Raw genomic sequence first — 22662 nt, 5'->3', positions numbered from 1 at the left:
CACCATGCCTCCGCTGTGCCGGGATCGGCCTCCCGGCACAGCGGTGTTCTTTCAGTGGAACGCGGCGGAGACCGACTGCTCGGCCACCTGTACGAGCTGATCCTCAGCCAGGCCGACCTCGTTGACCGCAGCCCGATGCTCCTGCGAGAGCTTGACGTCGCTGACCCGTGGGTTGTCGGTGTTGAGCGTGACCGGGACTCCCGCGGCCAGCAAGGTGTGGATCTGGTGCTCCGCATAGCTCGGCGCGGCACCTGTCTGGGTGTTGCTCGTCAGTGACACCTCCAGCGTGATGTTGTGCCGGGCCAGATGCTCCATCAGCTCGGGATCCTCAGCAGCCCGTACGCCGTGCCCGATGCGCTCGGCCTTGAGATGCCTGACTGCATCCCACACGCTCTCCGGCCCCGCCGCCTCACCCGCGTGGATGGTGACGTGAAGCCCCGCGTCCCGGGCCTTCTGGAAGGCCGGCGCGAACAGCTGGGCCGGGAAGTTGGCTTCGTCACCGGCCAGATCGACCGCACAGAAGCGATCCCGGCGCGACAGCAGCGTGGTGATCTGCTGCTCGGCCGACTCCGCGCCGAGGTGTCGGACGACGATGCCGATCAACCCGACCGGCAGCCCGCGCCGCGCCGACCGCTCGGCCACGGCATCCGAGACCGCGTCGATCACTGCCTCGGGTGGCAGACCGGTGTCGTGGGCAATGATCCCTGGGCAGTAGCGCAGTTCGAGGTGGTCGAGCCCGTCGTCGAAGGCATCGTCGACCGCCTCGGCCGCGGCGCGACTCCAGTCGTCCAGCTCCGTCAGAACGCCGATCGCGACGTCCACCTTGTCCAGGTAGGGCAACAGGCCGCCCTCGGAGCCATCGGCGACGAGCGCAGTACGGGGCTTGGAGCGGGTTGCCAGCGGGTGCCCGGTGCGCTCGGCGATGTCGAGGACGGTGCTGGTCCGGATCGACCCTTCGAGGTGCCGGTGCAGGTCGACCAGTGGTAGTGAACGCATAGCTGATGTTCTCACTCTGCAACCCGTCGCCTCAGCCAGACTGGACTCTCACTTAGGCTGGTGCTCATGCGAGTAGGAGTGTTTGGGGCAACCGGTCAGGTCGGCGGCGTGATGCGGCAACTGCTGGTGGAGCGAGAGTTTCCGGTCGACGATATCCGGTACTTCGCCTCCGCCCGGTCGGCCGGCAGCCAGCTGGCGTTCGGCGACGTGAAGATCACTGTCGAGGACTCGGCCACGGCCGACTTCAAGGGTCTCGACCTGGCGCTGTTCTCCAACGGGAAGACGGCCTCCAAGGAGTTCGCCCCGAAGGTCGCCGCGGCCGGCGCGGTCGTGGTGGACAACTCGTCCGGCTGGCGGATGGACCCCGAGGTCCCGCTGGTCGTTGCCGAGGTCAACCCCGGCGATCTCGACCACTTGCCCAAGGGCATCGTCGCCAATCCCAACTGCACCACGATGGCGGCCATGCCGGTGCTGGCCCCGCTGCACCGCGAGGCTCGGCTCACCCGCCTGATCGTCTCGACCTACCAAGCAGTCTCGGGGTCGGGCGGCGTCGGCGTACGGGAGCTGGAGGAGCTGACCCAAGCGCTCGTCTCGGGCGCCGGCCGGTTGGCGCAGGGGACCGACGGGATCGCGCTCCCGCAGCCGCAGGTCTATGCGGGTCCGATCGCCTTCAACGTGCTCCCGCTGGCCGGCTCGATCGTTGCCGACGGCTCCGGTGAGACCGACGAGGAGCAGAAGCTCCGCAACGAGAGCCGCAAGATCCTGCACATCCCGGAGCTCCTGGTGGCCGGCACCTGTGTCCGGGTGCCGGTCTTCACCGGTCACTCGCTCAGCATCCACGCCGAGTTCGCCGACCCGATCACGCCTGAGCGCGCGACCGAGCTGCTGGCCGCCGCGCCTGGTGTCGAGCTGGCCGAGCTGCCGACCCCTTTGCATGCCGTCGGCAACGACCCGTCGTACGTCGGCCGGATCCGTCAGGACCAGTCCGTCCCGGACAATCGCGGACTGGTCCTCTTCGTTGCCAACGACAACCTGCGCAAAGGCGCGGCGCTCAACGCGGTACAGATCGCCGAACTGCTTCAGCAGCGGTAGAAGTCCTTGGTGTAGATGCCGTTGACGGCCGCCAGGGTGTGGTCGTAGCAGCCACCGGTGCCCGTGCTGCGATAGCGGACGGTCTGGGTGCCGGTGGCGTGCCGTTGGTCGCGCGGGACGTTGTAGATCCACGACGCGCGGCCGTCGTACGTCTCCTCGGTACGCCGGTCCGCCAGCGTCACCGGGCCGAGCCGGCTCGTGGTGTGGCTGCGGTCGACCAGATCGAGATCCGTGATGACGTCGTAGCCGTCCGGGATCGTTGCATGCGGCAAGAAGCTGAGGTAGCCATTCTTGCTGTAGGTCAGGTCGGTGCGGTCGACCCGCAGGCCGCTGGTGACGGTGGAGAGGTCGCGCCAGGTGGCGTCGAGGGCGTCGCGGGACTCGCCGGCCTCCCAGACGTGCTTGCTGTTGTTGGTCAGCGACCGCTCGACCGTCGTCCGGACCCGGCCGGCCGACGTGTTGACGTATCCGCTGATCTTCAGGGCGCGGGAGGCCTTGGTCAGCACGGACCCGGCCGCGCCGCTCGCGCCGGTGACGTCGTCCGACTTGGTCAGCGGCGTCACGGAGTACGAGGTCAGCTTGCCGTGGGTCTGTTTGAGGATCGGGTCGGTCCAGACGTGCAGGTTGGGAACGGTGAACCAGCCGCTCTGCCCGGCCGGTACGCCGACCACGTGGACCTTGTACTCGTGTGGCTTGCCGTCGGTGAGCAGGCCCGCAAACGGGGTCAGGTCGTAGGTCAGGGGCTTGATGTCGAACGCCCGCGGCGCGGGGGAGGGACGCCAGGAGTACGGGTTCGACCAGCCGCCGGTGTAGATGTACGGGTAGGGCAGGGCGATGCCGGCGATCTTGCCGTCGATCTCGACCTCCACCTCCCGGTACGGCGAACCGTCCGGGCACGAGTAGCCGGTCGAGGCGGGGGCCGAGGTGTCCCAGAACTCTTCGCAGCCACCGCCGGAGCCGGTCACGTAGACCTCGCCGACCAGGCGGGAGGTGTTGCGTGGGAGGGTCGCAGTACCGACCAGGTCGGAGTCTTCGCGGCGTTGGTCCTGCAGGGGGAGGACGGCGTTCGCAGTACGGGCTGGGGGTGCGCCGTGGCCGGTTGTGTAGAAGTCGAGCGTGACGACGATGTCCAGGACGCCGGTGTAGGTCTCGTTGACGACGTTGCCGAGCTCCATCACCACCGGCTGCTGGGTGCGCAGCAGCGGGCTGTACGCCGTGAGGTCCTTCTCGACCTGCCAGCTGATGCCGTCGGTGCTCGGCTCGGGGGTCGAGGTGCGGAAGATGCCGACGCCGCCGATCGTGATGTGGCCGAGGCGGTCGTACTGGACGCCCTTGACCGAGCCCTGCATCCGCAGCACCACCTTCGACCACGGTCCGCGGCAGCCGGCCGGGGGCGTGTAGGTGGAGGTGTACGGGTCGAAGTTCTTGAAGCCGTTCCGGACGATTTCGACCGAGCAGTGCCTGGTGTTCGGCACCGCGACCGGCGGCGCCGGCGTGCGGGGATCGGAGTAGTCGCTGCCGAACTCCGGCGGCGGCGGGGCCGCGGTCGCCGGGGACAGCAACCCCAGGGAGAGGACTGACAGTGAGATCAGAGCCACAGACCGTACGCGCATGTTGCGGAAACGTAATCGAGATGGTGCGGCTGGGCAAGCGAGGACCATGGCCAGCGCTGGCCGATCCCATTACTGTTCGGTTACTTGACCTTGTGGAGGCCAAAATCATGAAGCCCGTTGCCGACGGTCCCCAGCTCGCGCTGCTGAGTAATCGCAAGGAACACCTCGCGCAGATGTTCCTCGACCGGGTCGCTGCGACCCCCGATCTCGAGGCGTTCAGAGCCCCGGCCGCCGACGGGTGGCAGACCGTCACCTGGCGGCAGACCGAGGACGTCGTACGGCGTCGCGCCGCGGGGCTGGTCGCGCTCGGCGTCGAGCCGGAGCAGCGGGTCGGCATCGCCGCCAGCACCCGGCTGGAGTGGGTGCAGTGCTACCTCGCGTCGGTGCTCGCCGCAGCCGCGACCACGACGATCTACCCGACCACGATGGCCGCCGATGTCGCGTACATCGTCGCGGACGCCGAAGTACAGGTCGTCTTCGCCGAGGACGCCAGCCAGGTCGACAAGTTGCGCGAGCACAAGTCGGAGACGCCGTCGCTGCGCAAGGTGGTGCTGATCGACGGCACGCCGGACGAGCAGGACGGCGACTGGGTGATCACGCTGGCCGCGCTCGACGAGCTCGGCGCGAAGCGGCTCGAGGAGCAGGCCGACACGGTCGACGCGCGGATCGCCCAGGTGCTGCCCGAGCACCTCTGCACGCTCGTCTACACCTCCGGCACCACCGGCCGGCCGAAGGGCGTGCGGTTGCCGCACTCGGTCTGGACGTACGAAGGCGCAGCCGTTGAAGGCATCCGGGTGCTCAGCCCGGACGACCTGCAACTGCTGTGGCTGCCGCTGTCGCACGTGTTCGGGCAGGTGCTGCTGGCCGTGCAGTTCCAGATCGGCTTCGCGACCGCGATCGACGGCCGGGTCGACAAGATCGTCGAGAACGCCGCGATCGTCCAGCCGACCTTCATGGCGGCCGCGCCGCGCGTCTTCGAGAAGGCGCACGGCCGGATCGTGACGATGATGGAGGCCGAGGGCGGGGTCAAGGCGAAGCTGTTCCACTGGGCCTTCGGCGTCGGCGCGCAGGTCTCGGCGCTGCGGCAGCAGGGCAAGGAGCCGGGCGGCGTGCTCGGCGCGCAGTACGCGCTGGCGGACAAGCTGGTGCTGTCGAAGATCCGGGCGCGGTTCGGCGGACGGATCCGGTTCTTCGTGTCGGGCTCGGCCGCGCTGGACAAGAAGCTGGCCGAGTGGTTCCACGCTGCTGGGCTGTTGATCCTCGAGGGGTACGGGCTGTCGGAGACGGCGGCTGGGTCCTCGCTGAACCGGCCGGACCAGTACCGGTTGGGCAGTGTCGGACCGATCTTCCCGGCGGCGGAGTTCAAGATCGCCGAGGACGGCGAGATCCTGATCAAGGGTCCGGGCGTGATGAGCGGGTATCACAACCTGCCGGAGCAGACCGCCGAGGTGATCGACGCCGACGGGTGGTTCCACACCGGCGACATCGGGCACTTCGAGGACGAGTTCCTGTTCATCACCGATCGGAAGAAGGACCTCTTCAAGACCTCCGGCGGGAAGTACGTCGCGCCGCAGGTGATCGAGGGGCGTTTCAAGATGATCTGCCCGTACGCGAGCCAGTTCCTTGTCCACGGCAACCAGCGGAACTTCGTCAGCGCCCTGGTGACGCTGGATCCTGAAGCGATCCAACCGTGGGCCGAGGCGAATGGCTTGGCTGGGAAGTCGTATGCGGAGATCGTGACGTCTCCCGCGGTACAGACCCTGGTACAGGGCTACGTGGACGAGCTGAACGCGGGGCTGAACCGGTGGGAGACGGTGAAGAAGTTCACGATTCTGGATCGGGACCTGACGGTCGAAGGCGGCGAGATGACGCCGTCGCTGAAGCTGAAGCGGAAGTACGTCGAGACGACGTACGGCGATCTGCTGGACAAGATGTACGACTAGGCAGTTCTTTCCCGCGCCACCCTGGGCGCCGGCTCCTGCGTCGCCTGCTTGGTGAGGGCGGAGGTGTGGCGCTGCAGTCGCGCGGTGGGTGGCTGGGGCGGTGCTGCCGTCGCTCAGGGGTTTGGTGCTTGACGTGGTGATGGACTCGAGAGCTAAGTAACCAGCTGTTGATTTACCGAAAGCTGGCTCTCCGCCCCACCCGCACTCCACGCCGCCGGCGGGGGAGACCCGCTCTCGCCCGAGCGCCTGCAGCAACACCGCGACGCCCTCCAAGCCGCCGTCCGCAGCCTGGTCGAGCCCCGCTAGGCGACGCGACCTCAGGCGAGGTCGGACAGGTCGAGCGCGAAGCGGTAGCGGACGTCGTTGCGACGCAGCCGGTCCAGGGCGGTGTTGACCTCGGAGGAGGGGAGCACCTCGACGTCGGCGGTGAGCCCGTGCGCTGCGCAGAACTCCAGCATGGCGGCGGTTCCGGGGCGGCCGCCGCTGCCGGACGAGGTGAGTTTCTTGCGTCCGCCCAGCAGGTCCATCGTCTCGACGGTCATGGCTCCGAGGTAGCCGACCTGGCTGAGGGTGCCGTCCATCGCGACCAGTCGCAGGTAGGGGCTGAGGTCGTGTGGAGCGGCGATCGTGTCGATGATGACGTCGAACGAGTCTCTTGCCTCGGCCAGCTGTTCCTCGTCGGTGGAGACCAAGAGTTGGTCGGCGCCGAGTCGGGCGACGTCTTTGGCCTTGTCGGCAGTGCGGCTGACCACCGAGACGCTCGCGCCGAGCGCCACCGCCATCTTCACCGCGAGATGTCCCAACCCGCCCAGGCCGGCGACGGCGACCCGGCTGCCCGCGCCAACGCCAAGGGCGCGCAACGGTTCCCAGACAGTCACCCCGGCGCAGAGCAGCGGCGCGGCGCCGGCCGGATCCAGGCTGGCCGGAAGGTGGTAGGCGAAGCGATCCCGGACGACGAACTCGCGGGAGTAGCCGCCGAGCGTGGTGGAGCCGTCGTGACGATCGACGCCGCCGTAGGTCAGCGTGGGGAACTCGTGGCAGAAGTTCTCCTGGCCCGCCACGCACATCGGGCACTGCCCGCAGGAATCAACGATGTTGCCGACCGCAACGGGATCTCCGACCTCGAAGTCGCCGACCTCGGGGCCGACCTCCGTCACGACGCCGGTGAACTCGTGCCCCGGCACCAGTCGCGCCGCTCCGTCGTGCTGGTCGAGGGCGTGCACATCGGTATGGCAAACCCCGCAGAAATCGATCCGGATCGCGAGGTCGTGGGGACGTAGGTCCCGGCGTTCGAGGCGCGTCTTGCGCACCCGCCCGGTCCGGCCGCCGGCTTCCCAACCCAGAGTGGATCGCATCAGAACTCCTTAAACAGACTATTCGGTCTATTTCACCGTACGTCGCTGAGCGGCGATCGGCAAACCAACTGGTCTGTCTGTAGAGTGGGTGGATGCCCGACCAGCCCAGCACCGCCCGCGGCACTGCGACGTACCAGCGCATCCTGGAGGTGGCGACGGCGGAGTTCGCCGAGCACGGCATCGCCGGCGCGCGGGTGGACCGGATCGTGGCCGCGGCGCGGACGAACAAAGCCCAGCTCTACGCGTACTTCGGGAACAAGGAGCGGTTGTTCGACACCATCTTCCTGGCCTCGCTGGAGCGGATCACCAACGTGGTGCCGATCGACGCCGGTGATCTCGCGGACTGGGCCACCCAGCTGTACGACGAGTATCTGCGCCGCCCCGACCTGATCCGGCTGGCCACCTGGGCGCGGCTGGAGCGGCGGCCGGTCGGTCATCTGGTCGACAGCCATTCGCAGTACGACGATCGCAAGCTCGGGATCATCGCCGATGCCCAGGCCGCGGGGCGGGTGACCGCGGGCAACCCGTTCGACGTGATGGCTCTGGTGATCGCGATCTCGATGGCCTGGTCACCGGTCAGCAACGTCTACGCGGCCACCGCCGACGAGGCCCCCGAGGTGCATCAGCAGCGGCGTGAGCTGATCCGGGCCTGCGTCGAGCGCGCGATCCTGACCGGCTGAGGAGTTTGTTGCCCTCAGCACCAATACCTGGTCAGGGATTGCCGACGGTAGCTCGCTGGAAAGTGATCGCGGTGCGGAACGCCCGGGAGTGGCGCGACCAGGTGAACACCTATTTCTTCCGGATGAGCGGGGTGCCGGACGCCGACGGGCGGACCGTCTACCGCTGACCGGCCAGTAGGGTTTTGTTGCCCCCGACACCTATTACATTGAGTAGGCGGATCGCTACTCCATGTGGTATCCAGGTGAAGGCTCTCGCCACAGGTGCGACTGAACGGGGACATTGGGATGGCTGGTCGGTTGCGCCTGGTGCTGGCGTTGCTGTTGGTAGCGCTGACGGGATTGGTGCCGCAGGCAACTGCTGCCGCGGAGACGATCCGGACCTTCGGCAAGGTGTTCGGGGCGCAGGTGAACGGCGCGATCCGGATCACCGGCAACTCGCTGGAGACCTGCGACACGACGGTCACCACCTGCAAGGCCGCGCTGGCCGGCAGTACGGCGAACGCGTCGAACAACGAGTGGGCGATGCGACTGCTAGACGCGGACTCGGACACCTCGACGAAGTCCTCGTCGGCGGCCACGGTCAGCCTGCCGGACGGCGCGAAGGTGCTGTACGCCGCACTGTTCTGGGGCTCCAGCCGCGCCGCGGGCACCAACGGCACGGCGAGCACTGGCGACGGCAAGACGATCAAGCTCCGGGTCCCCGGCCAGACGGCGTACCAGACCGTCACTGCGGGGCGCACCGACTACCTGAGCGCCGCGACACAGGACTATTCGTCGTACCTCGATGTCACCTCTGTCGTGCAGACGGCCGGCAACGGCGAGTACTGGGGTGCGGACATCGCAGCCGGCACGGGCGCCGACCGGTACGCCGGGTGGAGCCTGGTGATCGCCTACGAGCACCCGAACGAGCCACTGCGCGACCTGAGTGTCTTCAACGGCTACGCGCGGGTGACGACGGGCGACGTGATCAAGACCAGCATCTCGGGCTTCCTGGCGCCACCGAGCGGGCCGGTGAACGCGCGCTTCGGCAGCGTCACGTACGAGGGTGACGCGGGGATCAGCGGCGACTACTTCGCGGTGAACGGCACCCGGCTTGCGGACGCGCAGAGCCCGTCGGCGAACTTCTTCGGCAGCCGGGTGACCGACGCGGGGGTGAACCTCGCCAACCGGACCCCGGCCAGCGTGAACAACCTCGGTCTGGACGCGAAGGTCGTGGACGCGGCCGGCATCCTCGCGAACAGCTCGACCAGCGCCGAGCTGACCTTCGCCAGCACCGGCGACTTCTACTACCCGGCCGCGCTGACCACCCAGATCGACCTGTACGCGCCGGCGATCCACGGCACCAAGACGGTCCGCAACGTGTCGGGCAACGACCCGGCGAAGATCGGCGACACGCTCGAGTACACGCTCAGCTACGCCAACACCGGTGACGACGCGGCGCTCAAGTCCGTCGTACGGGATGCGCTGCCGCCGAACACCAGCTTTGTCCCCGGCTCGCTCAGCGTCGTCACCGGTGCCGGCATGGGGGCCAAGACCGACCAGGCCGGCGACGACCAGGCGGAGTACGACGCTGCCTCGCGCACGGTGCGATACCGCGTCGGTACGGGCGCGAACGCGACTGCCGGTGGGCGGCTCGGCACGAACGACAGCAGCACGGTGCGCTTCCGGGTCACGCTCGACGACGCCTCGGCGGGGACGACGGTGGTCAACACCGGGTATCTGGACTACACGGCCGAGACGCTGAACAAGCCGTACAGCTACCGGGCCGACGAGGTGCGGACGCCGGTCGGGGAGTCGGCCGATGTCGCGCTGACCAAGACCGGTACGCCGGAGGTCGTCCAGGCCGGCGGCTCGGTCACCTACAAACTCGTTGCTCGCAACAACGGTCCGAGTACGGCGCGCGGGGTCGTGGTCGCCGATACGCTGCCGGACGGTGTCGAGCTGGTGTCCGCTGAACCGACGCAGGGTTCTTGCACCGGCAAAGTGGACTGCGACCTGGGTGATCTGGCATCGGGGGCCGAGGCAACCATCACGGTGGTCGTCCGGGTTCCTGCGGCCAGTTCTGCGACGGGGCTGACCAATGTCGCCACGGCCACGAGCACCACCTCTGACCCGAACCAGAACAACAACAGTGCCTCGGTCACCACGCCGGTGACGCGCGCCGCGGATCTCTCGATCGTCAAGGCTGTCGCGCCGACTGATCCGGCGCCGGGCGAGGTGGTCAACTACACCCTGACGGTCGTCAACAACGGGCCGTCGGACGCAGAGCAGGTTCGGATCGCCGACTCGCTCCCGGCGGGGCTGAGCCTGGTCAAGGTCGACGCTCCTGCACCTGCGGGATGTGCTGCGGCGGGCCAGGACATCACTTGTGAGACCGACCGGTTGGCGGGGAAGGCGACGCTGGTCATCACGGTCACCGCGACGCTCGATTCGGCGTACCAGGGTGGTCCCTTGGTCAACACGGCCCGGGTCGGCAGCGTGACGCCGGATCCGGAGCCGTCGAACAATGTCGACACAGCGACTGTGACTCCGGGGACGCCGAAGGCAGACCTGGTCGTCGGCAAGAAGACGCTCACGGCCCCGGTCGTCGCGGGGAAGCCGGTGACGTACCAGATCAGTGTGCGGAACGACGGGCCGTCGGACGCGAAGGCCGTTGCGGTTGCTGACGATCTGCCGGCCGATCTTGCTGATGCCAGCGCGGATACGACCGCTGGTACATGCACGGTGTCCGCCGGGCAGGTGCGGTGCGCGCTCGGTGATCTCGGGGCGGGATCGACTACCACGGTAACGGTGACCGCGACTGTGGTTGCGACCGCGACCGGCTCTTTGGTGAACACGGCCAAGGCGACCAGTACGACGCCTGATCCGGAACCGTCGAACAACAGCGACCGGACGACCGACGACATCGCGACCAGCGCCGATCTGGCGATCACGAAGACCGCTCAGCCGGTGCCGGTGCAGGCTGGGAAGCCGGTCACTTACACGCTGAAGATCACGAACAACGGGCCGTCCGCGGCGAAGTCGGTGACCGTGACCGACCCGGTGCCGGTGCCTTTGAAGTACGTCTCTTCGACCACGTCCCAGGGTGACTGCGATCAGGCTGACGGCACGGTCACTTGCGCCGTCGGCACGGTCGAGCCGGGTGCTGTTGTGACGGTGACCGTGGTGGCGAACGTGCCGTCCGGTACGCCGCCGAACCAGCTCGACAACACGGCGAAGGTCGCGTCGCCGACTCCAGATCCGGTGCCGGACAACAACACCGCGACGTACACGCTGCTGACCGGAGCGCAGGCGAACATCACGCTGGTCAAGACCACCAGCCCGGATCCGGTGGTGGCCGGGACGGCGATCACGTTCAAGCTGACGGTGGGGAACGCGGGGCCGTCCGATGCGCAGGACGTGACGGTTGACGACGCAGTACCGGCTGCGGTGACTGGCGCGACTGCTTCGGCAACTGGCGGGGCTTCTTGCGAGGTCGTTGCTGGCAAGGTGCATTGCTCTGTTGCGACGCTCGCCGCTGGTGACAGCTTTGTGGTCACGGTCAACGGAACGGTTGCCGCGGAAACCAAACCTGGTGAACTGGCGAACACGGCGACCGCTGGGTCACGGACTCCGGAGGACCCGACCGAGTCGGACAACACCTCGACCAGTACGACGACGGTGGTGGCCAAGGCTGATCTGTCGGTGGTCAAGACCGCTCCGGCGACTGTTGTTGCGGGCAACCAGTTGAGCTATGAGTTGACTGTTCGCAATGCTGGGCCGTCAGATGCTGTGGCTGCGGTTGTGACTGACACTTTGCCGGCCGGTACGACGTACGTCCGTGGTTCTGGTCCGGCCGGTAACTGCGTGCAGGATCCGTCTGTTGCCGAGCCGGTGGTGATCTGTCCGGCCGGGCGGCTGGCGCCTGGTGCCGAGGTGGTGGTGACGATCGTGGTGATCGTGGCGCCCGACGTACCGGCGGGGAAGCTGACGAACCGGGCGACAGTGAGCTCGCAGACGCCGGATCCGAATGATCAGAACAACACCGGTACTGCTGAGACGACGGTGGCGGCTTCGGCTGATCTGTCGATCGTCAAGACGGTGGATCCGTCGCCGCTGGTTGCCGGTGGCGAGGGTGTGTACACGCTGACGGTGCGCAACTCCGGGCCTTCGACAGCTCAGGCGGTTGTTGTCACGGACACCGTGCCGAGTGGGCTGACGTTGCTGACGGCAACCAGTGCGGACGGTAGTTGCTCGGTGAGCGGATCGGCGGTCAGCTGCGCGCTGGGCACAATGGCTCCTGGGTCCGAGGCGGTTGTGCTGCTGCGGGTGAAGGTTGCTTCGGCGCAGACGGGTGCTATTACCAACAGCAGCAGCGTTTCTTCTCAGACACCTGATCCGGATCCGTCGGACAATACGAGTTCGGTGACCACTGAGGTCGTCCAGGCGGCTGATCTCGAGGTGATCAAGACCAGCGACGAGAAGTCGGCGACTGCCGGCGGGGGAGTGGTTTATCGGGTCGCGGTAATCAACCACGGGCCGTCGGATGCCACCGCGGTCACGGTCACGGACACCTTGCCCGCTGGGCTGACGCTGATCAGCGCGGAGACCGGGCAGGGTTCTTGTACTACGGCTGGGCAGGTTGTCAGTTGTGCGGTTGGCACGGTGGCCGCAGGTGGTACTGCGAGTGTGGTGATCACCGCGGCGCTGGACTCCGGCTACAGCGGTTCCACAGTCGTCAACACCGCCACTGCGACCTCGCCGGTGCCTGACCCTGACGATGAGAACAACAGCTCGACCGTCACGATCCCGGTTGGTACCAGCGCGGATGTGGTTGTCACCAAGCAGGCGGAGCCTTCCGGCCTCACGCCGGGCAGCACGTTCGACTACGCGATCGTGGTGACGAACAACGGTCCTTCGGTCGCGCGCTCGGTGGTGGTGACCGACACGCTGCCGGCCGGACTGACCGTGGTGTCGGTCGGCCAGCCTTGCGTGGCTGATGGGTTGGCGATCCGCTGCGAGCTGGGCGACGTACCGGTGGGGCAGGTGATTCTGTCGCTCCGGGTGCGGTTGGCGCCGGGGTACGACGGGGCGACGCTGACGAATACTGCTACGGCGACTTCGCCGACTCCTGATCCGGTGCCGGACAACAACACCGGCAAGATCGTCTCGCCGGTCACAGCTTTGGCCGACCTGGCGATCACCAAGACGATGAGTCCGGGGAATCCGGTGTCGGGTCAGCCGGTGAAGTTTGTGCTGACGGTGCGGAACCTGGGGCCGTCGGATGCGCGGAAGGTGGTCATCACGGATGAGTTGCCGCCCGGTCTGACGAAGGTGTCGGCTTCTGGTGCTGATGGGGTTGGTTGTGTGTTGCTTCCGCCGACTCGTACCGGCTCGGCTGATGCGCCTGAGGCTGGGACGGTCCAGTGCGGTGTTGCGTTGCTTGCCGAGGGTGCTTCGGTGACGGTGGTTGTTTCTGCGACTGTTGCAGCTGGGTTTACTGGTGCGTTGGAGAATGTGGCTCGGGTGGGTGCGGCTACTTCGGATCCGGTGATTGGCAACAATGAGGCGAAGGCTGGTGGGCGGACCACGCAGTCGGCGAATCTTGGTGTGGTCAAGACGGCGTCAGTGGCGAGTGTGGTGGTTGGGCATGAGTTCAGCTACACGATCGCGGTGCGGAACGCCGGGCCTTCGGCTGCTGTCGGGGTGACTGTCACGGATGAGTTGGCTGCTGGGCTGCGGTTGCGGAAGGCGCCGGCTGGGTGTGCGGTCGCTGGGCGGGTGGTCAGGTGTGATCTCGGCCGGATCGACGCTGGTGCGACTGTTCGGATCGGGCTTGAGGTTGCGGTTGATGCGGCGTACGGGAAGGACTCGGTGACTAACACGGCGAGTGCTTCGTCGAAGACGCCGGATGCTGATCCGTCTGACAACATCAGCTCGGTGACGGTCAAGGTGACGAAGTCCGTGCCGAGCCCGACGCCGAATCCAACCCCGACCCCGACCCCGACTCCGACGCCGACACCGCCGATTCCGACCCCGACTCCTTCTCCGAAGCCGGGCGACGACCTGGGCGACACCGGCGCTCCGGTGGGCTTGGGCTATGCCTTGGCCGCACTGGGCCTGGTACTGGTCGGCGGCTTCCTCGTGGTGGTCACCCGGCGTCCCGAGCGCAGGTGATTTAACCCGCGCTGGCTCCGCCGTCCGCTCCTTCGTCGCGTCCGCGTTCGCTAGCTCCCACCCGCCCTGGGGCGCGTGCTCCTGCGTCGCCCGCTTCGTGAGAGCGAAGTGTGGCGGACCGGTCGCGTGTTGGGTGCTTGAGGTGGTTGCTCGTTCCGCGGCGGAGTCCCGTGTTGGCTGGCCGAGGTGGCGGGTGTCGGGTCAGGCTGCTTGATGCGGTCGGGTCTCGCGGGTGGCCGGGTGTTGAGTGCTTGAGGTCGTGTGGTCTCGCGGGGTGCAGTTGGCTGCGAGTATGGCTACCCGTGGTGAGTGGCAGGTCCGTGGCGGCGGCTGCGGTGCAGAAAACGCAGCTCTGACACCCCCCGGGAATACATGCGCGCTCATGTTGTTGAACTGCATGCGCAGTCATGCAGTTTGCTGGCGCGTGGGTCAGGAGGATGAGATGCAGTTCGGAGTGTTCACGGTCGGTGATATCGCGCCGGATCCTGTCACGGGGTCCACGTACAGCGAGGCCGAGCGGATTGACAACATGGTTCGGGTGGCTGAGCGGGCCGATCAGGTGGGGCTGGATGTGTTCGCGGTGGGGGAGCATCACAATCCGCCGTTCGTGCCGTCGTCGCCGACGACGTTGCTGGGGTATGTCGCCGCGCGGACCGAGCGGATCATGCTGAGTACTTCGGTGACGTTGATGACGACCAACGACCCGGTCAAGATCGCCGAGGACTACGCGATGCTTCAGCATGTCGCGAAGGGGCGGCTGGATCTGATGGTCGGGCGGGGGAACACCGTGCCGGTTTACCCGTGGTTCGGCAAGGACATCCGGCAGGGGGTGGCGTTGGCGTTGGAGAACTACAACCTGTTGCACCGGTTGTGGCGCGAAGACGTGGTCGACTGGGACGGGAAGTTCCGTACTGCGTTGCAAGGGTTCACCTCGACGCCGCGGCCGTTGGACGACGTGCCGCCGTTCGTTTGGCACGGGTCGATCCGGACGCCGGAGATCGCCGAGCAGGCGGCCTTCTACGGGAACGGGTTCTTCGCCAACCACATTCTGGCGCCGAACTTCCACTTCAAGCCGCTGGTGGACTTCTACCGGCAGCGGTTCGAGCACTACGGGCACGGGACCGCGGCGCAGGCGATCGTCGGGCTCGGTGGGATGTCGTTCATCGCGAAGCGTTCGCAGGATGCGGTGAAGGCGTTCCGGCCGTACTTCGAGAACTACCCGATGTTTCGCGGATCGAGGCTCGAGGACCACATGGCCGGTACTCCGCTGACGGTTGGCAGTCCGCAGGAGGTCATCGACAAGGTGCTGACCTTCCAGGAGGGGTTCGGCGACTACCAGCGGCAGTTGTTCGCGGTCGACGGGCTTGCGTTGCCGATCGACGTGGCGCTCGAGCAGGTCGAGTTGCTCGGTACCGAGGTTGTCCCGGTACTGCGGAAGGAAATGGAGTCGCGGCGGGCACCCGGCGTACCGGATGCTCCTACGCACGGCTCGCTGGTGCGCGCGAAGTACGGCGACGCCGAGCCGCGGCAGCCGCGGCCGAACCCGAACCGTGGCGACAACCTGTCCGGCACCTCGCCGTACCAGGACAGCGACCCGGCCGTCGAGGCGAACTTCCCGGTGGCGTTCTGATGGACCGTACTGCGCGACTCGCGAACGTGGCCTGGGAAACGATGTTCCGTGCCCAGGCCACGCTGGCCCGGGAGTTCGAACGCGAAGGGGATTGGGGCGATCTGTTGCCGCGGGAGTACGGCGTTCTGTACGCGCTGTCGACGGCGGCCGACGGGTTGCGGATCATCGATCTGTGTGAGGACGCGCTGCTGACTCAGGCGGGAGTCTCGCGGTTGGTCAGCCGGCTCGAAGGGCGTGGGCTGGTGGAGCGCAGCGCGGATCCGGCGGACGGGCGTGCGTTTCGGCTTCGGCTTACCGCTGAAGGGCAGGAGGTGCAGCGTCGGGTGGGGCGGGCGCATGCGCGGCAGGTGACGACGGCGATGACCCGGGCGCTGACGCCGGCGCAACTCAAGACGCTGCAGGAGCTCAGCGCAGTACTGCTTGCTGAGGCCGAGGCTGCCAGTGGACCGATCTCTCCGTACTCCGAAAGGAGAACTTCATGACTGACATCACTCTGGCTGTGATCAGCGCGGGGGTCAGCGATCCTTCGTCGACCCGGTTGCTCGCCGACCGGGCGGCGCAGAAGGCGGTTGACACTCTGCGCGCGTCGGGTGCCGTGGTGTCGGTCAGCGTCATCGACCTGGCGCCGATCGCCGTCGACATCGCGCGCTCACTCGTCTCGGGCCTGCCGACACCTGCTGTGCAGTCGGCGATCGACCGGCTCGCCGCCGCCGACGCGATCATCGCGTCGACGCCGGTCTACAAGGCTGCGATCAGCGGGCTGTTCAAGTCGTTCGTCGATCTGCTCGACAACGATCTGCTGCTCGCCAAGCCGGTGATCCTTGCCGCGACGGGCGGCACGGCCCGGCATGCGATGGTGGTCGACGATCAGCTTCGGCCGTTGTTCGCCTTCCTGCGGGCGATTCCGGTGCCTACTTCGTTGTATGCGGCACCGGAGGACTGGGGTTCGCCGGAGCTCGGCAAGCGGATCGCGCGGGCTGCTGCTGAGCTGTCGATGCTTGCGCTGAGCGGGGTCACCAATCAGATTGCCGACGACAACTGGTCGGGGTATCAGCATCAGTTCGCTGGTAATGCGACGCGGGCCGAGCGGTCTGTTGGTGATGTCGACTTCGACACCGACCTGATGCGGCTTGCCACCGGGGGCTAGAACAACCGAAGCACCCCGGAGCAGAGTCCTCACGAACTCTGCTCCGGGGCACCTCCAAGCTCAGGAGAAAGGCGACGGACCAGGCAACGCCGGCCCCAACCCATGCACCGCCGGACCGGGCAGCGCCGGACCCAGCCCGTGCGGCACTCCGTCAGGAACCGGCGCAGGTGCCGGTGCCGGAGCGGGCACCGGTGCCGGTGCGGGAGCAGGCGCCGGAGTGTCGTCGATCACCGCGTTGTACCGCCGGGCCACGTAGTCACTGTTCGGATGCCCGTCCAGGAAATCCTGGTTGATGTTGGCCGTGTCGTGGCTCACCGGGGTGTTTCCGAAGCTGTAGTACGAGAACGTGCCGGCCTCCTTGTCGATCCACTTCTCGAACAGGAACACGTGCTGCTTGGCCGCGGGAATGGTCGAGCGCGAGTTGAGGATGTCGCCGGCCTGGAGGTCGTCCCGGCTGATCTCCGACGAGACCTCGGGCAGGGAGCCGGTCCAACGGTTCTCGCCCAGGTGCCAGGCCATCGAGATGTAGCCGGAGCAGTCGAGGCGGTAGCGGGGACCTTCGCCGGGACCCCAGTTGTACCCCTCCTGGTCGTAGCCGCCGGGCTGGTTCTTCACCCATTCCTGCGCGCGCTTGATGATCTCGTCCCGCGAGATCGGCTGATCGGTCTTGTCGCACTTCGAACCGTCCGACTCGGTGCACGACAGACCGGTGTAGTCGAGTCGGTTCACCGGGTCGTTCGCGGCGTAGGCGTAGCGGTTGAGGCCGATGTTGCTCTCCCCGTCGATGACGGGGTCGGGGGAGATGAACCGCCCGAGCGCGGGGTCGTAGTACCGGGCGTTGAGGTAGAGCAGCCCGGTCGAGTCCTGACGCTGGGCGGTGTAGCCGCGGGACTCACGGCCGAGCGAGCCGCTGGAGCCGGCGATCTCGCCGAACGGCCGATACGTCTTGCGGTGAACTTCCTGGCCGGCCGCGTTCGTCTCGGCCTGGACGGTGCCCTGGTGGTCGGTGTGCAGCCAGTACTTCGCGCCGCCGTCGACCCTGGCCACCGGTGTGCCGCTGATCGTGACGTAGCGCGTGCTCGTGTTGTGGGTGACGTCGACCTCGTAGTCGGCGCCGAGGTAGCGGCGTACCGTGCCGCCTTCGACCTGCTCGACGCGCGCGCCGTCCGCGTCGTAGGTGTACGTCGAGGTCACGCCGTCCTTGACGACCGAGGCCAGTTGCCCGTCGCCGTTCCAGGTCAGCGTCCGCCCGTCGCCCGACGTCATGTTGCCGGCCGCGTCGTAGGTGTAGGTGTTGCCGCCCGCCGCGGTGACGGCATGCGGCTTGGTCGCGCCGTAGGTGTAGTCGCCGACCCCGGAGTTCTCGGTGATGTTGCCGGCGGCATCGAACGCGAAGGTCCGGTTGTCCGCCAGGCTGGTACCGCTGACGGCACCCGTGAGCTGGCCGGCTCCGTCGTAGGAGTAGGTCCAGCTCTCGCCCGGGAACGGGCTTTGGGTCCGGGTGATCTTGCCGGAGTCGTCCCGGGTCAGCGTGCTGTCCTGGACCGTCGCCGAGCCGGACAGCGTCTTGATCCCGGTGACCCAGCCGCGCCCGTCGTCGTACGTGCGGGTCGACACGGTGCCGTTGGAGTTGGCGATCCTGGTCACCTTGCCCGCGGCGTTGTAGGCAAGCGCGTCGACGATGCCGGGGATCGTCTTGACCCGGCCGGCGGAGTCGTAGCGCAGCGGAGCTGCCGCGGTACCTTCGACGCCGCCGTCAGGGTACGTCGTCCACAACCGCCGGCCGCCGGCGTCGAAGCCGTACCGGAACTCGTACGGCGTACCCCGGACAGCGCGCACCGCCTTCACGATGTTGCCCTGGGCGTCGTAGTCGATCGCGCTCGTGCCCGCCGCGTCGGTGGCCGAGGTCATCCGGCCGATGTTGTGGTAGCCGGACCGAGCCTGGTCGAAGCCCCAGGTCACGGTGGCCGCCGCGGCGGTGCCCGCGTTGGAGGTCTTCTTGGTCTTGCGCCCCAGCTGGTCGTACTCGAAGACGGTGCGCTGGTTCTTCGCGTCGGTCTGCGCCATCAGCCAGGTGGCGGCGTTCCACTCGTACGTCGAGACGCCCGCATCCGGATCCTCGACCTTGAGGTTACGGCCCAGCGAGTCGGTGGTGTACGTGATCACGTTGCCGGACGGATCCGTCGACTTCGCGAGATTGCCCCGCAGGTCGAACACGTAGCTCGCGGTCCGCGTCTTGCCGTCGACCTGCTGGTCCCGGGCGATGCGATGGCCGTAGGCGTCGGTCCGGTCGGTCGAGACGCGGCCGTTCTCGTCCACGGTGGTGGTGGACCACAGCCCGTAGCTCTTGGTCCGGGCCGACCCGTCCGGCGCGACGACCTTGATCGCCCGATCCAGCGCGTCGTACGTCGTGGCGGTGGCGAACGTCGTCGGTTGTGCCTGCCCGGCCACCCAGTAGTACGGCGCGGTCGTCGAGCCGACCAGGCCGCGCTGGTTGTAGGCCGTGTCGACGTAGATGTCGCCGGTCGCGGCGTCCGGCCCCTGCGTAACGGTGCGGTAGGAACGCTGCATCCCGTCGAGGTAGCGACGACTCCACTGCGCGGTGCCGGTGCCGTCCGCGGCCGGGGTCTCGACCAGCTCGTACTGCGTCGCCGGATTCCCGACGTTGACCCACGTGTGGCGCTCGAACTTGCCGCCGGGCATCGTCGACTGGACCTGCCGGCACAAGGCGTCGTGCGTGACGGTGGTCTGCTGCCCGTTGACGTCGACCACCTTCGTGGGCAGCGCACACACCGGATCCCAGGTGGCAGTTACCTGCCGGGACAACGCGTCGGTCTCCGAGACCTGGAACAGGTGATAGGTCGAGTCGTAGGCGAGCGTCGTCCGCGCACCGACCTCGTTGACCTCCGCGACCAGGTTCCCGGTCCCGTCGTACTCCTTGGCTGTCTCGACGAAGCCGTCCGTGGTGGAGAGCCATCTCGCGTTCGCCGTCGCGTAGCCGGCCGAGGGCGCCTGGTTCCAGGCTGTTGCCCCGTCGTACCGGGTGCGCGTCTCGTTGAGCCGGGTGCCGCTCGCGCCGATTCCGGTCACGACTTTCTCGGCCGCGGGTTTGTTCACGATGTAGGCCGACGTGTTGGGTACGAAGGTTGTCAGCGTTGTGCGTTCGTCGCCGTTCCGGTCCTTGTCGCCGTGCTCGGCAAGGCTCACGACTTCGCCGTACGCGTTGTACTCCCGCGTCGTGTAGATCGTGCGCTGGCCGCCATCGGCGTACGTGGTCTCCAACTTGCCGGTCGGCAACACGATCCGCGGAACCGTGGTGCCGTTCGTCGTGTACTCCGTCACCGTCGAGTTCAGCAGTGCACCGTCGCCCGCGTGGACCTCGACCTTCTCCGGCTGGCCGATCGCCGCCAGGTCCTGCCGGAAGGTGGTGTCCGCGTAGGGACACTTGGCCTCACCGGTGGCGCAGGGCTTGGTGACCCGCTGGGTCCGGAACCCGAGGAACTTGCGGTCGGGGTGGTAGTACTGCCCGCCGGAGTAGCTGAACGACGTGGTCGCGGCGGCTCCGGGCCCGGAATCGTCGGTCACCTTCGACACGGTGCGGGTCAGTGGCGGGTTGTTCGTGTTCGCCCATGCCGACGACGGGGCGTAGGTGACGTTCGTGACCGCGCCCCACTCGTTGGTCCGCGAGGTCAGCACGTCGGTCGCGGCACCGCCCATGTACCAGACGTGCTGACCCTTGCTGAGGCCGAAGTTGGTCGAGTAGAGATGCATCATCTCGGTGCGCAGGTCGCCGTCGACGTCCACCGCCAGGAAGTCGGCGGTGCACTCACCGTCGGAGCAGCTGTAGCTCCCGATGGTGGGATCGCTGGCGCCGGCGGTGAACCCGGTCCCGGTCGAGAGCCAGATGTCCCGCCTGGTCTGGGTGCCGAGGAACCCCGGCGTGAGCGCGACCATGTCCATCCGCCGGTCGCCGTTGACGTCCATCACGAGCTGCTTCGACGCGGCGCTGCTCGTCAGGGCGTTGTCGGTGCCGCCGAGCACGTAGGAGTACCCGGTGGAGATCCAGGTCCGCCGGGTGTAGCTGGTGAACGACGGGGAGAGCTCGACCATGTCGGTCTTGTCGTCGTCGTTGACATCCATCATCAGCACCCTGCTGCCGGATCCGTCCGGGTCGGGCGTCACCCAGGTCAGACCGCCGTCGGTCGCACCCGAGACGAATCCGGTGCCGTTGGACAGCCAGATGTGCCGCTGGGCCGGCGTCAGGAAGACCGGCGGTGTCACCTCGACGAAGTCGTACTTCCCGTCGCCGTTGACATCGGCCGGGTAGAACTGCCGGGTGTCGCTGAAGCCGATACCGGTCGCGTCCGAGGCCTTGACCAGAGTGGTCCCGTTGGACAGCCAGGTGGCCCGGCAGTAGTTCACCGGGAAGATTCCGCACTGGTAGAGCTCGAGGACGTCGGTCCGGCCGTCCCCGTTGATGTCCATCGGGGTGAAGCGGGTGTTCACGTCGTTGCGCCCGGCCGACATCACGTCCGGCCCCTGGGTGAAGCTGGTGCCGTTCGAGATCCACAGGCGTTGCCGCATCCCCAGACCCCAGGCATGGATCTCCAGCAGGTCGCTCTTCCCGTCGCCGGTGAAGTCACCGGGCAGGAACCGCGTGTTCTCGGCGTTGGACATCGCCCCGTCGGTCGACACCAGCGCGAAGTCGGTGCCGTCGGAGAGCCACACCTTGCGCTGGTAGGACCCGAACACCGGCCACAGCTGCAGCATGTCGGTCTTGCCGTCGCCGTTGATGTCCATCGAGAAGTACTTCGTACCGGACCAGTTGCCGGAGAAGATCTTGTCCGGCCCGGAGACGAAGGCCGGCGCCCCGGCCTGGTACGTCGTCTTCACGGCAGGCATCGCCGTTCCGCCGGTCACCGTGCCGGTGGCGTCCAGGACGGCGTCCTTGCCGAACTGCTGCACCTCGGCGAGCAACGACCTCGCGGTGGCCGCGCTCGGGGTGTAGGTCAGCTTGTAGGCGCGGACCCGGTCGTCGCCGACCCGTACGTCGATGGTCTTGATCCGTCCGCGCACGGTCCGCAGGGCGCCGTTGCCCATCGCCTTGACGTCGGTGTCGGTGCGCTCGGCGTAGTGGAACTTGACCGTCGTGTTGTTGTAGGTGATCGAGTCGAGGTACTCCCAGCAACAGGCGTACAGGTTCGTCGCCCAGTTGTAGGTGACCGTATTGCCTTTGGTGTCGACGACCTGGACCACGCCCCAGCGGTACACGGAGTCGGTCGCGGTCGCCAGGACGGGTGCGTAGACCCACCTCGTGCCGTCCTTCGCGGTCACCGTCCAGCGGCTCGCTGCTCCCGTACCGGTGAGCGCGATCTTGGTGAACGTCTCGTTCTTGGCCGAGTGAGTGCCTCCCGACGTACAGCTGGGACTCACGCTGCCCTGGGCGCACGGCACCAGTTCCTGCTGGTCGAGGAAGAAGGCATCGGAGGCGTCGTAGCGGGGAGCACCGCTGCCGGGGCTTCCGCGCTCGATCTGGCTCGCTCCGCTCAGCGTCCAGCCGACACCCGCGAGCCCGTTGGCGGCCGCGGAGTCGTACGCGAGCGCGATCTTCGGAGTGATCTCATGGAACTGCGGGACCCGGATCGCGATCGAATCGGTGAACGCACCCGACCCGTCCACTCGCCAGGACGGATCCATCGCCTCCGACTCGGGGAAGTCCGCGACCGCGGCGAGCGGGGTGCGCTCGTCCTGGCCGGACGTGTTCCCGGTGGCGGCGTTCACCGCCCCCGGCGCGATCGCGACTCCGGCAACGAGCGCGATCACCACGGTGATCCAGCGCAGGGCAAGGGCAGGACGCTTCAGCTTCATGACAACTCCTAGCCGCGACGGACGAGGGGCGGAAGTGGGTGCCGTCGGAGGACGTGAGCCACTGTAGTAACTATCTGCCGCAATCAGATAGCGGTCACGTATAACCTTTTCGGAACTCAGGGTGAAGAGAGAGTGGCCCTCCGCAATCTTCTAGCAAGCCAGATACATCTCTGAAATGATGA

At 67.3% G+C, this 22662-nt stretch carries 11 protein-coding genes; 7 read left to right on the top strand and 4 right to left on the bottom strand.

The window, feature by feature from the left end; all coding sequences use genetic code 11:
* Window positions 1-51: 51 nt before the first annotated feature.
* Window positions 52-996: an adenosine deaminase gene (gene add / locus AB0P21_RS08615; RefSeq protein ID WP_363694923.1), complete on the bottom strand. Its 945-nt coding sequence runs from the start codon at window positions 994-996 to the stop codon at window positions 52-54.
* 57 nt (window positions 997-1053) lie between these two features.
* On the opposite strand from add, the gene AB0P21_RS08610 reads away from it, so the two are divergent.
* Window positions 1054-2088, top strand: a complete 1035-nt coding sequence (locus AB0P21_RS08610; protein ID WP_363696464.1) for an aspartate-semialdehyde dehydrogenase — start codon at window positions 1054-1056, stop codon at window positions 2086-2088.
* On the opposite strand, the gene AB0P21_RS08605 is transcribed toward AB0P21_RS08610, so the two are convergent.
* Window positions 2076-3701, bottom strand: a complete 1626-nt coding sequence (locus AB0P21_RS08605; RefSeq protein ID WP_363694921.1) for a peptide-N4-asparagine amidase — start codon at window positions 3699-3701, stop codon at window positions 2076-2078. The two genes, AB0P21_RS08610 and AB0P21_RS08605, sit on opposite strands and share 13 nt — an antisense overlap.
* 107 nt (window positions 3702-3808) lie before the next feature.
* Between AB0P21_RS08605 and AB0P21_RS08600 the strand changes: the two genes are divergently transcribed.
* Window positions 3809-5644, top strand: a complete 1836-nt coding sequence (locus AB0P21_RS08600) for a long-chain fatty acid--CoA ligase (protein ID WP_363694919.1) — start codon at window positions 3809-3811, stop codon at window positions 5642-5644.
* 317 nt (window positions 5645-5961) lie between these two features.
* Here AB0P21_RS08600 and AB0P21_RS08595 read toward each other — a convergent pair whose 3' ends face one another.
* Window positions 5962-6999, bottom strand: a complete 1038-nt coding sequence (locus AB0P21_RS08595) for an NAD(P)-dependent alcohol dehydrogenase (protein ID WP_363694917.1) — start codon at window positions 6997-6999, stop codon at window positions 5962-5964.
* Window positions 7000-7091: 92 nt separating this feature from the next.
* Here AB0P21_RS08595 and AB0P21_RS08590 point away from each other — a divergent pair, with 92 nt between their 5' ends.
* The 5 genes from AB0P21_RS08590 (at window position 7092) to AB0P21_RS08570 (ending at window position 16612) form a co-directional block, all read left to right on the top strand.
* A complete protein-coding gene (locus AB0P21_RS08590; RefSeq protein WP_363694916.1) occupies window positions 7092-7679 on the top strand; it encodes a TetR family transcriptional regulator in 588 nt (195 codons plus the stop codon).
* Between the two features lie 285 nt (window positions 7680-7964).
* Window positions 7965-13835: a hypothetical protein gene (locus AB0P21_RS08585; RefSeq protein ID WP_363694915.1), complete on the top strand. Its 5871-nt coding sequence runs from the start codon at window positions 7965-7967 to the stop codon at window positions 13833-13835.
* 442 nt (window positions 13836-14277) lie between these two features.
* On the top strand, window positions 14278-15465 hold the full coding sequence (locus tag AB0P21_RS08580; protein ID WP_363694914.1) for a CE1758 family FMN-dependent luciferase-like monooxygenase: 1188 nt from the start codon (window positions 14278-14280) through the stop codon (window positions 15463-15465).
* Window positions 15465-15947 (top strand): MarR family transcriptional regulator, encoded by a 483-nt coding sequence (locus AB0P21_RS08575; protein ID WP_363694913.1) that lies wholly within the window; start codon window positions 15465-15467, stop codon window positions 15945-15947. The genes AB0P21_RS08580 and AB0P21_RS08575 overlap by 1 nt, the downstream gene beginning before the upstream one ends.
* Window positions 15944-16612, top strand: a complete 669-nt coding sequence (locus tag AB0P21_RS08570; RefSeq protein ID WP_363694911.1) for a CE1759 family FMN reductase — start codon at window positions 15944-15946, stop codon at window positions 16610-16612. The genes AB0P21_RS08575 and AB0P21_RS08570 overlap by 4 nt, the downstream gene beginning before the upstream one ends.
* Before the next feature lie 60 nt (window positions 16613-16672).
* On the opposite strand, the gene AB0P21_RS08565 is transcribed toward AB0P21_RS08570, so the two are convergent.
* A complete protein-coding gene (locus tag AB0P21_RS08565; protein WP_363694910.1) occupies window positions 16673-22480 on the bottom strand; it encodes an RHS repeat-associated core domain-containing protein in 5808 nt (1935 codons plus the stop codon).
* Window positions 22481-22662: the final 182 nt, after the last annotated feature.

Source organism: Kribbella sp. NPDC056861, assembly GCF_040687575.1.
Taxonomy (GTDB): domain Bacteria; phylum Actinomycetota; class Actinomycetes; order Propionibacteriales; family Kribbellaceae; genus Kribbella.
Note: the sequence above shows the minus strand (reverse complement) of the source record. Positions and strands in the feature narration are given on the sequence as shown.